Origin of the sequence: Methylocystis sp. (genome assembly GCF_021731785.1) — a bacterium.
GTDB lineage: Bacteria > Pseudomonadota > Alphaproteobacteria > Rhizobiales > Beijerinckiaceae > Methylocystis.
Genome location: NZ_JAKFWS010000188.1, coordinates 1 through 13,494, shown reverse-complemented (window position 1 = coordinate 13,494; position 13,494 = coordinate 1). Strand labels below are relative to the sequence as shown.

Genomic DNA, 13,494 nt, shown 5'->3' with positions numbered 1-13,494 from the left:
GGCCGGTTGAGGAGCGGCAGGCTCGAAACGACGCTCGCAATTTTTCCGGGAACTTTGCCGTCGAGCGTCGCCTTCAGGCCATAGGCGTCGCCCTGGACGATATTGACGCCGGGAAAGCGCTCGGCGAGCAAATGGCAGAAACGGGTCTCATATTCGACGAGCACCAGGCGCTCAGGCGCGATGCCGCGGGAAATGAGCGCCTGCGTCACCGGCCCGGTGCCGGGACCAAGTTCGACAATGTGCCCGTCTTTTTGCGGTTCGACGAAACCGGCCATTGTCTTGGCCAGCGCGCGTCCGGACGGCGAGACCGCGCCGATGAGACGCGGATTTTCGATCCACTGACGGATGAAGCGCGCGTTATCCACGAGGTTTACGCGCCCGCCGGCTTTTTGCGTTCTATGCGGCAAAGACCCCTCCCGATCGACGCGCGATAGAGACGCGCAAACGGCCCCCGCGTTTCGAGGGCCGTTGCGCCGATGATAGGAGAGCCGCGCGCCGAATACAACGCGGCGCGCCGTCAGTCTCTATCCGCCAAACAAATCCTTCATCCGCGCGAAAAAGCCCGTCTCCTCGGGATGGGTGTCGTGCGAGGATTCCTCCTCGAATTCCGCGAGAAGCTCCTTCTGGCGCTTGGTGAGCTTTTGCGGCGTCTCGACGCTGATCTGCACATGCAAATCGCCGTGATCGCGCCCGCGCAAGATCGGCATGCCTTTGCCCTTGGCCTTGAGCTGGCGTCCGGACTGCGCGCCCTCGGGAATTTTCAGCTTCACCTCGGAGCCGTCGAGCGCGTGCACCTTTATTTCGCCGCCAAGCGCCGCGCGCACCATCGAGATCGGCACGCGGCAATAAAGGTCGGCGCCGTCGCGCTGGAAAAAGGGATGCGGCTTCACGGAAAGAAAAATGTAGAGATCGCCTGGCGGCCCGCCGCGCAGGCCGGCTTCGCCTTCGCCGGCGAGCCTGATGCGCGTGCCGTCCTCGACGCCCGGCGGCACATTGACCGAAAGCGATCGTTCAACCGTCGTGCGCCCTGCGCCGGAGCAGGAAGGGCAGGGGTTTTCGATCGTCTCGCCGCGTCCCTGGCAGGTGGGGCATGTGCGTTCGATCGCGAAAAAGCCCTGCTGCGCGCGCACCCGCCCCATGCCGCCGCAGGTCGCGCAGGTCTTGGGCTTGGAGCCTTTTTTCGCGCCCGTCCCCGAGCAGGGCTCGCAGGTCGCTGAGGTCGGAATTTTCAGCGACGCGGCCTTGCCGTGATAGGCCTCGTCGAGGGTAATCTCCATATTGTAGCGCAGATCGGAACCGCGCTCGCGGCTGCCCGAGCGGCCGCGCCGGCCCATGACGTCGCCGAACAGGTCTTCGAAAATATCGGCCATCGAGGCGCCGAAACCCTCGCCGGCGTTGAAGCCGCCGAAGCCGCCGCCCTGATCAAAGGCGGCGTGGCCGAAGCGGTCGTAGGCCGCGCGCTTCTGCGGATCGCAGAGGCACTGATAGGCTTCGTTCAGCTCCTTGAAACGCGCTTCCGCCTGCTTGTCTCCCGGGTGCCGATCGGGATGACATTGCATCGCCGACTTGCGGAAGGCGATCTTCAATTCGACTTCCGTCACGGTGCGGCTGACGCCCAGAACTTCGTAATAGTCGCGTTTGGACATGCTCTATTCTGTTGGGTGCGGCATTCTGTTGGGTGCGGCGGCGGGCTTGACCGCGATCGCATGAACGCAATGAAACCCGGCGTTATTCGCGCCGGGTTCCCGTTTCGCTACCGCATTGGAGCGGCTATGGCCAGTCCCGGCTTACTTCTTATCGTCGCCGACGTCCTTGAACTCCGCGTCGATCACGTCGTCCTTGGGCGCTTCAGAAGCGCCGGGGCTCGAGGCCTCAGCCTGCTGCGCCTTGTACATCGCCTCGCCGAGCTTCATTGAGGCCTGAGCCAATTCGTTGCTCTTGGCTTTGATCGCCTCGGCGTTGTCGCCTTCGATCGCGGTCTTCAGCGATGCGATCGCGGCTTCGATGGCGCTCTTGTCCGCGGCCGAAACCTTGTCGCCAAATTCTGCGACGGACTTCTCCGCAGCGTGGATCGCGGCTTCGCCGTGGTTCTTGGCGTCGACGAGTTCGCGGCGGATCTTGTCCTCCGCGGCGTGCGCCTCGGCGTCCTTGACCATCTTGTCGATGTCGCCTTCGCTCAAGCCGCCCGACGCCTGGATGCGGATCTGCTGCTCCTTGTTCGTCGCCTTGTCCTTCGCCGTGACGTTGACGATGCCGTTGGCGTCGATGTCGAAGGTCACTTCCACTTGCGGCATGCCGCGCGGCGCCGGCGGGATGCCGACGAGGTCAAACTGGCCGAGCAGCTTGTTGTCCGCCGCCATCTCGCGTTCGCCCTGGAAGACCCGGATCGTGACGGCGGTCTGATTGTCTTCGGCCGTCGAGAACACCTGGCTCTTCTTGGTCGGAATCGTCGTATTGCGGTCGATGAGGCGGGTGAAGACGCCGCCCAACGTCTCGATGCCGAGCGACAGCGGAGTCACGTCGAGCAGCAGCACGTCCTTCACGTCGCCCTGCAGCACGCCCGCTTGCACCGCCGCGCCGATGGCGACGACTTCGTCGGGGTTGACGCCCTTATGCGGCTCCTTGCCGAAGAACTGCTTCACGACCTCCTGCACCTTGGGCATGCGGGTCATGCCGCCGACAAGCACCACTTCGCCGATGTCGGCCGCCGAGAGTCCGGCGTCCTTCAAGGCTTTGCGGCAAGGCTCGACCGTGCGCTGGATGAGATCGTCGACGAGCGCTTCGAATTTCGCGCGGGTAAGCTTCAGCGTCAGGTGCTTGGGCCCGGTGGCGTCGGCGGTGATGTAGGGCAGGTTGATCTCGGTCTGCGTCGCCGAGGAGAGTTCGATCTTGGCCTTTTCCGCCGCTTCCTTGAGGCGCTGCAGGGCGAGCTTGTCCTTCGTCAGGTCGATGCCCTGTTCTTTCTTGAACTCGCCCGCGAGATATTCGACGAGGCGCATGTCGAAGTCCTCGCCGCCGAGGAAAGTGTCGCCGTTGGTCGACTTCACTTCGAAGACGCCGTCGCCGATCTCCAGGATCGATACGTCGAAGGTGCCGCCGCCAAGGTCATAGACCGCGATCGTGCCCGACTGTTTCTTGTCGAGGCCATAAGCGAGCGCCGCCGCCGTGGGCTCATTGATGATGCGCAACACCTCGAGGCCGGCGATCTTGCCGGCGTCCTTGGTGGCCTGGCGCTGGGCGTCGTTGAAATAGGCTGGGACGGTGATGACGGCTTGCGTGACCGTCTGGCCGAGATAGGCCTCGGCCGTCTCCTTCATCTTCTGAAGAATGAAGGCGGAAATCTGCGAGGGCGAATATTGCTTGCCGGCGGCCTCGACCCAGGCGTCGCCGTTGTTCGCCTTGACGATCTTATAGGGAACGAGACCCATGTCCTTCTTGGTCATCGGGTCTTCATAGGTGCGGCCGATGAGCCGCTTGATCGCGAAGAAGGTCTTGTCGGGATTCGTCACCGCCTGACGTTTGGCGGGCTGACCGACGAGGCGCTCGCCGTCGTCGGTGAAGGCGACGATCGAAGGCGTGGTCCTAGCGCCTTCGGCGTTTTCAATCACCTTGGGGCTCGACCCTTCCATGACGGCCACGCAGGAATTGGTCGTGCCGAGGTCGATGCCGATAATTTTGGCCATATCGATTTTCCTTTCGCTGGCGAACGCCGGACCCCGAAGCGGCCCGGTTCAAAAGGCGAAGGACGGCGGCTCGCCATGAGCCCGCCGCGCGATCCTCCACGCTTAGCTCTCCCAAGATTGTGTTGCCCTCACCCAGCCGCAAGAGCAGGCCGCATATAGAAGAATCATTTCCTTGCGACAAGGCGTCCGGCCCCAAGCCCGCCGGCTTCGGCGGGCTGATCGATAGTAAAAGGCCAACTAAAAGTTGTGAGGGCAGTTGACGAATGACTGATGACTGACGATTATTAAAACTCGTCAGCAAGAACGCCGCAGGCCCTCGCCTCATAGGAACAAGCTGCATGCTTCGCTTTCATTCGCGTGCTTATGCGCTTCTCGCGCTTCTGGCCGCGGCGCTGGGCGGCTGCGACGGCAAGGACCAACGCTCTGCGGAGGCAAGCGAGCGCGCCGAGCGCCCGGTGCTCGTCGCCCCCGCGCGCTACGCCGCCCAGTCGCAGACGCGCGAATTTGTCGCCACCATCCGGCCGAGGGTCGAGTCCGATCAGGGCTTTCGCGTCGCCGGCAAAGTCGTCAAGCGCTTCGTCGAGGTCGGGCAGCGGGTGAAGGCGGGCGACCCGATCGCGGCGCTCGACGATCAGGATTTGCGGCTGCAGAAAGAACAGGCGGACGCCGAATTCGGCGCGGCGCGGATGGCGCAGACGCAGGCCTTGGCCGACGAGAAGCGCGCCGCCCAGCTGCGCAGCAAGGGCTGGGTCGCCCAAGCGGCGCTCGATCGGGCCCGCGCCGGCGGAGAGGAGGCGCGTGGGCGGTTCCGGCGGGCGGAGCGCGCCGTCGAACTCGCCGGCAATGCGCTCGACTACGCCGCGCTACGCGCCGGCGCCGACGGCGTCGTCACCCAAACGCTCGTGGAGCCGGGGCAGGTCGTGTCCGCGGGGCAGCCGGCCGTGCGCATCGCCCATGCCGGCGAGTTGGAAGCCGCGGTCGCTTTGCCGGAGGCGTTCGCGGCGGCGGCCGGAAAGGGCGAAGCCAGTTTAACGCTTTGGTCGAAGCCCGGCGCGATCTACCGCGCCAAACTGCGCGAATTGAGTCCGGCGGCCGACCCGGTCACGCGGACCTTCGCCGCGCGCTTCTCAATTCTCAATCCCGATTCGGCGGTGGCGCTCGGAATGAGCGCGACGCTGCGCATCTCGGGCTCGGAAGGGCAACCTGTCGTGAGCGTGCCGCTCTCGGCGATCTACGATCAGGGCGCCGGCCCCTCGCTTTGGAAGGTCGATGGCGACGGAAACTTGCAACTCGTTCCCGTGACCCTGGTGCGCCTCGAAGCCGACGCCGCGCTTGTCGCCGGCGGCGTTAAGGACGGCGACAACATCGTCGTCCTCGGCGTTCACAAGCTCGATCCGAATATGAAAGTCCGCGCAATTTCGCGGCAGTCGCTGTGAGAGGTCGGCGATGGGCGACATGAACCTCTCGCGCTGGGCCGTTCAACGACCGACGCTGATGCTGTTTCTGATGATCGCGATCAGCGTCACCGGCGCCTATTCCTATATGCGGCTAGGACGCGCGGAGGATCCGTCGTTCACGATCAAGGTCGCCGTCGTAACCGCCTCTTGGCCCGGCGCAACCGCGACGCAGATACGCGATCAGGTCGCCGATCTGATGGAGAAGAAGCTCCAGGAGCTTCCCTTCCTCGACAAGATCGAGACCTATACGAAGCCGGGCTTTCTGGCGATGCAGGTGACCTTCAAGGACACGACGCCGCCAAAGGACGTGCCGCAGCTCTTCTATCAGTTGCGCAAGAAGCTCGACGACATCGCGCCGACCCTTCCCGCCGGCGTGCGCGGTCCGCAAGTCAACGACGAATATGGCGACGTCGATACGGTGATGTATGCGGTGACCGGCGACGGCGCGGACTATCACGTCCTCGACAAGGCGGTCCAGGCGCTGCGCCAACGTCTGCTGGGCGTGCAGGACGTGGTCAAGGTCGACGTCTATGGCGACCAGGGCCGTCGGATCTTCGTCGAATTCAGCGAGGCGAAGCTTGCTGGCTTGGCGATCCAGCCCCAGGCGATCTTTGACTCGCTCGCCAAGCAGAACGCCATCAACGACGCCGGCGTCTTCGAGACCTCGTCGAACCGCGTGCGCGTCCAGGTGACCAGCGATCTCAAAGGCCCCGACGCCATCGCCGCCATTCCGATCGAAGCGAACGGCAAGGTGATCCGTCTCGGCGACATCGCCGACATTCATGCCGGTTTCGAGGATCCGCCGAGTTTTCTCGCGCGCTTCAAGGGTCGGCCGGCGCTCATCATCGGCGTCGTCATGGCCAAGGGCGCCAATGTCCTTAAATTCGGGGAGAACGTCGGCGCGGCGGTCCAGGAGATGCGCGACAAAACGCCGATCGGCGTTGACATCGACCAGGTCGCCGATCAGCCGAAGGTCGTCGAAGAGGCGATTGGCGAATTCACGCGTTCATTCCTCGAAGCGCTCGTGATCGTGCTTGGCGTGAGTTTCGTCTCGCTCGGCTTTCGGACCGGAATCGTCGTCGCGCTCTCCGTGCCGTTGGTGCTCGCGATTGTTTTCATCTTCATGGGCCCGCTCGGCATCGATCTCCAGCGCATTTCGCTTGGCGCGCTGATCATTGCGCTCGGGCTCCTGGTCGACGACGCGATCATCGCTGTCGAGATGATGATGGTGAAGATGGAGCAGGGCTTCGACCGCATCAGAGCCGCGACTTTTGCTTGGAGTTCGACGGCCTTTCCGATGCTCAGCGGCACGCTCATTACAGCGGCGGGTTTCCTGCCGGTGGGCTTCGCCAATTCCGGCGTTGGCGAATACACGGGATCGATGTTCTGGGTGCTGCTTGTCGCGCTGATCGCCTCATGGTTCGTTGCGGTGATGTTCACGCCCTATCTCGGCGTGAAGCTTCTTCCCGACTTTGGTAAGCTGCATCCCCATCGCGATCCGGAAGAAATCTACCAGACGCCGTTCTATACGCGGCTGCGCGCCGTCGTCACCTGGGCGGTCGACTATCGCGGCGTTGTGATTGCAGGCGTCGTCGCCATTTTCGCGCTCGCCGTGTTCGGCTTCTTCGTCGTTCAGAAGCAGTTTTTCCCCTATGCGGAGCGCCTGGAGCTGTTCTTCCAGCTGCGCCTGCCGGAAGGCTCGTCGATCGGCGCTTCGCTCGAGGCGGCGAAACAGGCCGAGGCGCTCCTGAAGGACGATCCGGACGCGGAGCTCTACACGAGCTACGTCGGCCAGGGCCCGCCGCGGTTCTGGCTTGGTCTCAACCCGCAGCTGCCGAACGAGGCCTATGCGGAAATCGTCATCGTCGCAAAAGATATCGAGGCGCGCGAACGACTGAAGAAGAAGCTTGAGTCGGCCATCGCCGATGGCGCACTGCCCCAGGCGCGGGCCCGCATCGATCGCTTTTACTACGGCCCGCCGGTCGGCTTTCCTGTGCAGTTCCGCGTCGTCGGCTCGGATCCCGCGACGGTGCGGGGCATCGCCTATCAGGTCCGCGACGTGATGCGTGACGACGAAGGCGTCGACGATCCGCACCTCAGCTGGAATGAGCAAACCCCACGGGTGCGCCTCGTCATCGACCAGGATCGCGCGCGGCTCCTTGGGCTGACGCCGCAGGACGTATCGGACAGGCTTCGCCTTGCGATCTCCGGCGTGACGATCGCCACGCTGCGCGACGGAATCGATCAGGTCGAGGTCGTTGCGCGCGCCGTTCCCCAGGAACGCGGCGATCTTTCGCGGATCGGCGACATGGTGGTCTATTCGCGCGACGGCAAGGCGGTGACCGTCTCGCAGGTCGCGAAGATCGTCTATGAGCACGAGGAGCCGATTTTTTGGCGGCGCAATCGTGACATGAGCATCACGGTGCGCTCAGGCGTCAAGGACGGCGTGCAGGCGCCGGACGTGACGACGCGCATCTGGCCGCGCCTCGCGCAAATTCGTGAACATCTGCCGCCGGGCTATCGCATCGAGGTGGGGGGCGCGATCGAGGAATCGACGAAAGGCAACGCCTCGATCTTCGCGGTGTTTCCGCTTGTCGGGCTCGTCATGCTGACGATCGTGATGTTCCAGTTGCAGAATTTTACCCGCGTCGCGCTCGTCATGATGAGCGCGCCGCTTGGCGTTATCGGCGCGTCTCTCGCGCTCAACGTCGCCCAAGCGCCGTTCGGCTTCGTCGCGCTTCTTGGCCTTATCGCGCTGTCGGGCATGGACATGCGCAATTCGATCATTCTTGTCGACCAGGTGCGGCAGGATCTCGAGCGTGGCGAGAAGTATCGCGAGGCGATCATCGGCGCGACGGTTCGACGCGTGCGGCCCGTGGCGCTGACGGCGCTGGCCGCAATCCTCGCCATGATTCCATTGTCTGGCTCGGCGTTTTGGGGACCGATGGCGCTGACCATCATGGGCGGGCTGTTCGTCGCCACTTTTCTCACCGTTCTATTCCTGCCGGCGCTTTACGCGACGTGGTTTCGCCGTCATCTTGGCGAGGAACTGGCCGAATCCGACGGCGCGCGGGTCGAAACTTTGGCCGACGGGCTGGCGAGGGGAGCGGCCGAATGAGCTTAACAAGCGCGCGCGCGCAGAACGCGCGCGAAATTGAGCAGCGCGAGCGAATCATCGCCACGGCTGAACGGCTGTTCCGCGAGATCGGCTTCCAAAAAACCACGGTCGCGGACATCGCCCGCGAATTGCGGATGTCGCCGGCGAACGTCTATCGTTTCTTTAGCGCCAAATCGGAAATCAACGCCGCCGTCGCGCGACAATTGATGAGCGAGGTCGAACTTGCGGCGCAGGATATCGCGCGCGGGCCGGGCTCGGCGGAGGCGCGACTGCGCGCGCTCGTCCTGTCGAATGAGGCGATGAACGCCGAGCGCTATGTTGCCGATCGCAAGCTTCACGACATGGTGGAAGCGGCGCTCGACGAGAACTGGCCGATCATCTCGGATCACATCGACCGTATCGACGCCGCGATCGAGGAGGTCATTCGATCGGGCATGGAGAGCGACGAGTTCGCTAAAGGCGACGCGCAGCTTGCGGCGCGCCTGGTGCACGCCGCCTGCATTCGCTACTGCCATCCGCGAATGATGGTGGAATGCGCCGATCGGCCGGTTCCGACGAGCGCCCAAATGGTCGAATTTTGCATCGCAGCACTGCGAGCAGGCTGTTGCGATGCCGGTCATTCGGCGCCATTGCTGCGCTAGATCACGCTGCATTTGGGCGCAATCGTTCAGACGCAGATGAGGTGATCGAACCCAAAAGTGTAGAGCGCACTTGAAGCGAAATGCCGGGTTCTGCTTTTTCGTGCGCGCCGCTTGAGCGCAATTCGATCTATACCTTCGGCGCAGGCCACGTATAATGAACGACCTGGTTAATCACGCGCGGCTGTGACGTCGCGCAATGGCGAGGATATCGGACGGTCGATGAAGGTCACTCTGGTTCAAATGAATTCCGTCGGCGACAAGGCCTTGAACCTCGCCAATGCCCGCGCCCTGATTGAGCGCGCCGTCATCCAGGAGCGTCCGGACTGGATCTGTCTGCCGGAGGTGTTCGATTTCATCGGCGGCTCGCGCGCCGAGAAGATGGCGGCGGCTGAAGAACTGCCCGGGGGCCCGGCCTATGAGATGTGCCGGACGCTGGCGCGTGAGCACAAGGTCTTCATTCACGCCGGCTCAATTCTCGAAAAGGCGCCCGGCGAGGAGCGGCTGCACAACACCAGCGTCGCTTTCAATCGCGAAGGCGAAGAGGCAGCGCGCTACCGCAAGATCCATATGTTCGACATCACCGCGCCGGACGGCGCGAAATACCACGAGAGCGCCGCGTTCAAGCCGGGCGATTCCGTCGTCACCTATGATTGCGAGGGCCTCACCGTTGGCTGCGCCATCTGTTACGATCTGCGCTTCTCGTATCTTTTTCAGGCGCTCGCGGAAAAGGGCGTCGATATCGTCGCCTTGCCGGCTGCGTTCACGCTCGTGACCGGCAAGGACCATTGGGAAGTCCTGTGCCGGGCGCGCGCGATCGAGATGCAGGCCTATCTCTGCGCTCCTGCGCAGACCGGCGCCCATAAAGCCGGACATGAGACGCGCTTTACTTACGGGAATTCTCTTATCGCCGATCCTTGGGGGCATGTCGTCGCCAAGGCTTCGGAGGGGCCGGGGCTTGTATCGTCCTATGTGGACATCGACCGCATTCGTAAGGTGCGCGCCATGATACCGGTGGCGCAACATAAGGTGAAATTGGCGGTTTGACCGGATCGATTGCGCCCCAACGGCGGCGTCGCGGGCGGGCGTTGCGATCCGTCAAGAGAACTCCTGATCGTCCTTGCAAATCGGTAATTTATGCGTACTATCGCGATCGGCGCGTAGCGCCCATTCATTGCTATTGACGATTGCCAAAAGCTTCGAGGGGGAGTTGTGTTCGGCCCATTCCCGATAGAGCGAGCAGCATTGGGCGCTTTGTTCGCATGGTAAGGAGAACTGCTCCGGGCAGCACCCTGACGCGGGCCGCGCTGCGAGAAGCCGTTTACGGCTGCTGTCCTTCGCTCTCCCGCGCCGAAGCCCGCAAAATATTGGATTCGACGTTCGACGAGATCAGCGAAGCTCTGCTGCGCGGCGAATCGGTGAAGTTGCGCTCCTTTGGGACCTTCAACGTCCGCGCCAAGCGTGAGCGCATTGGCCGCAATCCGAAAACCGGCGTCGAGGCGACGATTACGCCGCGCCGAGTGCTGACCTTTAAGGCCTCGCCCGTGCTCGTCGCGCATGTCAATGGCGATGCGGTCATTCCTGAAGAGGACTGATTCCTTTATCATCGGGGTCAGACGGCCGGCGCCGGCGATGCGTTCGCGGCGGGTCGGGCGGCTTCTCATATCCAAGGTGAAAGATGCAGAAATTGAGCGTGGCGGTTGCCGTCTTCGCTGCCCTTACCGCGCTGGTCGGCGCCCATAAGGGCGACTCCAGCCTATTTGTCCTGGCCGTAGCGTCGGCGCTCTGCGCCTATACGACGTGGCGCGCCGCAGATATGTCGAGCTTCCTGAAAATCTTCGCGTACATATTCTCAACCGAGACGATCGTCTTCGGCCTCATCGGCCTCGCGCAGGCGGAAGGACTGTGGCCCGAGTCGCTGAAAGATTATGCGCCGCCCGAAACCATGCCGCTCACCGTGGCGGTGTTTTCGATCATTGTTTACGCGATCTCGCACATTCCAGTCGTGCGGGAGATGACGCGCATCGCCGATCTCTACTTCAGTTCGCGTGAGCGCGGGGAAGGGCGCGTCTGGCCGTTCCAGCCATTTGTGGCGCGCGAGAGCGCCATCGCCATCGCCATGGTGGTCGTCTTGGTGCTGCTCAATCAGGGCCAGGTCGGCATCACCGTGCGCCTGTCCTTCTTTAATCGCGACTGGTTCAACGCCATTCAGGAGAAGAACGCCGGGGAGTTCTGGCGGCAGCTTCTTTACGTGTTCACGCCATGGGCGTTCGTTTACGTCGCTTCCGTGATCATCGAATTCGTTCTGCAGTCGATGCTGATCATCCGCTGGCGCCGCTGGCTGACGGAACATTACATCGAGCGCTGGCTCGGCGCGCATACGCATTACGGCATGGCGCTCGCGGGCGGCGGGGCCGACAATCCGGATCAACGCATCGCAGAAGACGTCAATCGTTTCATCAGCGGCGGAGAGGAGGGCTACGGCATCTACTCCTATTCGATCCTGCTGATCGCCACCTTGAGTTCGCTTGTCTCCTTCGCCTATGTGCTTTGGGATTTGTCGGGCAATTATCCGCTGCCTGGAACCGACATTTATATTCCCGGTTTCCTGTTCTGGGTGGTGCTGCTCTATGCGGCGGTGGGAACGCTGGTGACGCACCTTATCGGCCGCTCTCTCACCGGGCTCTATTTCGATCGGCAAAGACGCGAGGCCGATTTCCGCTTTTCGCTGGCGCGGATGCGCGAATACAGCGAGCAGATCGCCCTGCTCGGCGGCGAGCCTGCCGAGCGTGGTTCGCTGCTCCAGCGCTTCGCCGGCATCATCGTCAACTATCTGGCGATCGTGCAGAAGCGCAAGCAGCTGATGGCGTTCACTTCGACTTACGGACAGCTGTCGCCGATCATTCCTTACGTGATCACGGCGCCGTTTTATTTCGCCGGTCGCATTCAGCTCGGCGTCATGACGCAAACGGCGAGCGCCTTTGGGCGGGTTGAGAGCGCGCTGACCTTTTTCATCAACTATTACACCTCTCTTGCCAATTTTAAGTCCGTGCTCGACCGGCTGACATCCTTCGACCATGCGATCGATACGGCGCGTGGACAGATGTCTGCGACGCAAATCGTCTGTCTGACGGACGGCGCTGATATTGGCCTGCGCGCGTTGACGCTTGCGTTGCCCGACGGACGCAAAATCGTGACGGTCGGCGATCTGACGCTTGCCGCTGGCCAATCGGCGCTGCTCAGCGGCCCGTCCGGTTCAGGCAAGTCGACGCTGTTTCGGGCGATCGCCGGCATCTGGCCTTACGCTTCGGGCGAACTGCTGACGCCGCGCGGCGCTAAGGTGATGCTCGCGCCGCAGCGCCCCTACATCCCGATGGGCGCTCTGACTGAGGCGATCGTCTATCCGGGCCACGTCGACGACTACTCGCGCGCCGAAATGCAGGAAGCGTTGCGCGCCGCGCGGCTCGCGCCTTTCGTCGAACGTTTGGACGAGGAAAACAACTGGGGACAACGCCTTTCCGGCGGCGAGCAGCAGCGCGTCGCGATCGCCCGCGCGCTTCTCGCGAAGCCCGAGTGGCTTTTCCTCGACGAAGCGACATCGGCGCTCGACGAAAAACTCGAAGAAAACATCTACGTCATGCTGCGCGAGCGGCTGCCTGGCACGACGGTCGTTTCGATCGGCCATCGGTCGACTCTGCACGCCTTCCACGATCGACACATCGTCATGGAGCCTGCGCCGGGCGGCGTCTTTAGCCCCCGCGACAAGGTGCACGCGTGACGAAAGAGTCGGGACGCGAAGGCGGCCGTTCGCTCAAGACGCGGGTCAAGACCGCGCGCAAGCGTTCGCTGTCTTCGACGCTATGGCTGGAGCGCCAGCTGAACGACCCATATGTCGCGCGCGCCAAGCGCGAGGGCTATCGGTCGCGCGCCGCCTATAAGCTCATCGAGATGGACGACCGGTATCATCTCTTTAAGCCGGGCGGCCGCATCGTCGATCTTGGCGCCGCGCCCGGCGGCTGGTCGCAAGTCGCCGCCGCGCGGGTAAAGGCGAAAGAGGGGAAGGGCAAGGTCGTCGCCGTCGATCTTCTCGACATGGAGCCGATCGCCGGCGTCGCATTCGCGGTGAAGGATTTTAACGATCCCGACGCGCCTGAATTCATCAACGCGATGCTGGGCGGCGACGCCGACGGCGTAATGTCCGACATGGCCGCGAACGCCACCGGCCACCGGCCGACCGATCATCTACGCATCGTCGCGCTCGCCGAGCTTGCCGCCGATTTCGCTTGTGACGTGCTGGCGGAAGGCGGATTCTTCGTCGCCAAGGTGCTGCAGGGCGGCACGGAGGGCCAGCTGCTCGGGCGGCTCAAGCGCGATTTTTCGACCGTGCGCCACGTGAAGCCGGCGGCGAGCCGGGCGGATTCGGCGGAACTCTACGTGCTGGCGACGGGGTTTCGGGGGCGGCGGGAGGCGGCTGCTTCCTGATCCGGCCCGTACGCCACGACCGTTGACGCTTCCCGCGAGCGATATATCGTAACAAGCTTAGGTTGTTCCTATCATTTTGAAATGTCCTCAACGCCGACTGGCGCGGCGAGGTGTCA

Annotated in this window: 10 protein-coding genes; 7 read left to right on the top strand and 3 right to left on the bottom strand. The window is 63.2% G+C overall.

Features of this window, described 5'->3' with window-relative positions; translation table 11 throughout:
• From QZ964_RS21185 to dnaK, 3 genes are all read right to left on the bottom strand, one after another.
• Positions 1–407: rRNA adenine N-6-methyltransferase family protein (locus QZ964_RS21185; protein ID WP_292534325.1), on the bottom strand; the 407-nt coding region annotated here is incomplete at its 3' end.
• 117 nt (positions 408–524) lie between these two features.
• A complete protein-coding gene (gene dnaJ / locus QZ964_RS21180) occupies positions 525–1,646 on the bottom strand; it encodes a molecular chaperone DnaJ (RefSeq protein WP_292534324.1) in 1,122 nt (373 codons plus the stop codon).
• A 141-nt stretch (positions 1,647–1,787) separates the two neighbouring features.
• On the bottom strand, positions 1,788–3,683 hold the full coding sequence (gene dnaK, locus QZ964_RS21175) for a molecular chaperone DnaK (protein WP_292534322.1): 1,896 nt from the start codon (positions 3,681–3,683) through the stop codon (positions 1,788–1,790).
• 338 nt (positions 3,684–4,021) lie between these two features.
• Between dnaK and QZ964_RS21170 the strand changes: the two genes are divergently transcribed.
• The 7 genes from QZ964_RS21170 to QZ964_RS21140 all read left to right on the top strand — a co-directional run bounded on the left by QZ964_RS21170 (position 4,022) and on the right by QZ964_RS21140 (position 13,378).
• Positions 4,022–5,119, top strand: coding sequence for an efflux RND transporter periplasmic adaptor subunit (locus tag QZ964_RS21170; RefSeq protein ID WP_292534320.1), 1,098 nt, complete (start codon positions 4,022–4,024; stop codon positions 5,117–5,119).
• A 10-nt stretch (positions 5,120–5,129) separates the two neighbouring features.
• Positions 5,130–8,258: an efflux RND transporter permease subunit gene (locus QZ964_RS21165; RefSeq protein WP_292534318.1), complete on the top strand. Its 3,129-nt coding sequence runs from the start codon at positions 5,130–5,132 to the stop codon at positions 8,256–8,258.
• A complete protein-coding gene (locus QZ964_RS21160) occupies positions 8,255–8,899 on the top strand; it encodes a TetR/AcrR family transcriptional regulator (RefSeq protein ID WP_292534316.1) in 645 nt (214 codons plus the stop codon). The genes QZ964_RS21165 and QZ964_RS21160 overlap by 4 nt, the downstream gene beginning before the upstream one ends.
• Before the next feature lie 219 nt (positions 8,900–9,118).
• Positions 9,119–9,943: a carbon-nitrogen hydrolase family protein gene (locus QZ964_RS21155; RefSeq protein WP_292534313.1), complete on the top strand. Its 825-nt coding sequence runs from the start codon at positions 9,119–9,121 to the stop codon at positions 9,941–9,943.
• A gap of 215 nt (positions 9,944–10,158) precedes the next feature.
• Entirely contained in the window at positions 10,159–10,491 is a 333-nt protein-coding gene (locus tag QZ964_RS21150; RefSeq protein WP_292534310.1) for an integration host factor subunit alpha, read from the top strand.
• Between the two features lie 83 nt (positions 10,492–10,574).
• Positions 10,575–12,674 (top strand): ABC transporter ATP-binding protein/permease, encoded by a 2,100-nt coding sequence (locus QZ964_RS21145; RefSeq protein ID WP_292534307.1) that lies wholly within the window; start codon positions 10,575–10,577, stop codon positions 12,672–12,674.
• The gene (locus tag QZ964_RS21140) at positions 12,671–13,378 is read left to right on the top strand and encodes an RlmE family RNA methyltransferase (protein ID WP_292534304.1); all 708 of its coding nucleotides are present in this window, start codon (positions 12,671–12,673) and stop codon (positions 13,376–13,378) included. Before QZ964_RS21145 ends, QZ964_RS21140 begins: the two co-directional genes overlap by 4 nt.
• Positions 13,379–13,494 lie beyond the last annotated feature (116 nt).

Bases quoted from the DNA above. Each gene is read 5' to 3' on its own strand.
- dnaJ (WP_292534324.1), bottom strand. From the start codon at position 1,646: ATGTCCAAACGCGACTATTACGAAGTTCTGGGCGTCAGCCGCACCGTG.
- dnaK (WP_292534322.1), bottom strand. From the start codon at position 3,683: ATGGCCAAAATTATCGGCATCGACCTCGGCACGACCAATTCCTGCGTG.
- QZ964_RS21170 (WP_292534320.1), top strand. From the start codon at position 4,022: ATGCTTCGCTTTCATTCGCGTGCTTATGCGCTTCTCGCGCTTCTGGCC.
- QZ964_RS21165 (WP_292534318.1), top strand. From the start codon at position 5,130: ATGGGCGACATGAACCTCTCGCGCTGGGCCGTTCAACGACCGACGCTG.
- QZ964_RS21160 (WP_292534316.1), top strand. From the start codon at position 8,255: ATGAGCTTAACAAGCGCGCGCGCGCAGAACGCGCGCGAAATTGAGCAG.
- QZ964_RS21155 (WP_292534313.1), top strand. From the start codon at position 9,119: ATGAAGGTCACTCTGGTTCAAATGAATTCCGTCGGCGACAAGGCCTTG.
- QZ964_RS21150 (WP_292534310.1), top strand. From the start codon at position 10,159: ATGGTAAGGAGAACTGCTCCGGGCAGCACCCTGACGCGGGCCGCGCTG.
- QZ964_RS21145 (WP_292534307.1), top strand. From the start codon at position 10,575: ATGCAGAAATTGAGCGTGGCGGTTGCCGTCTTCGCTGCCCTTACCGCG.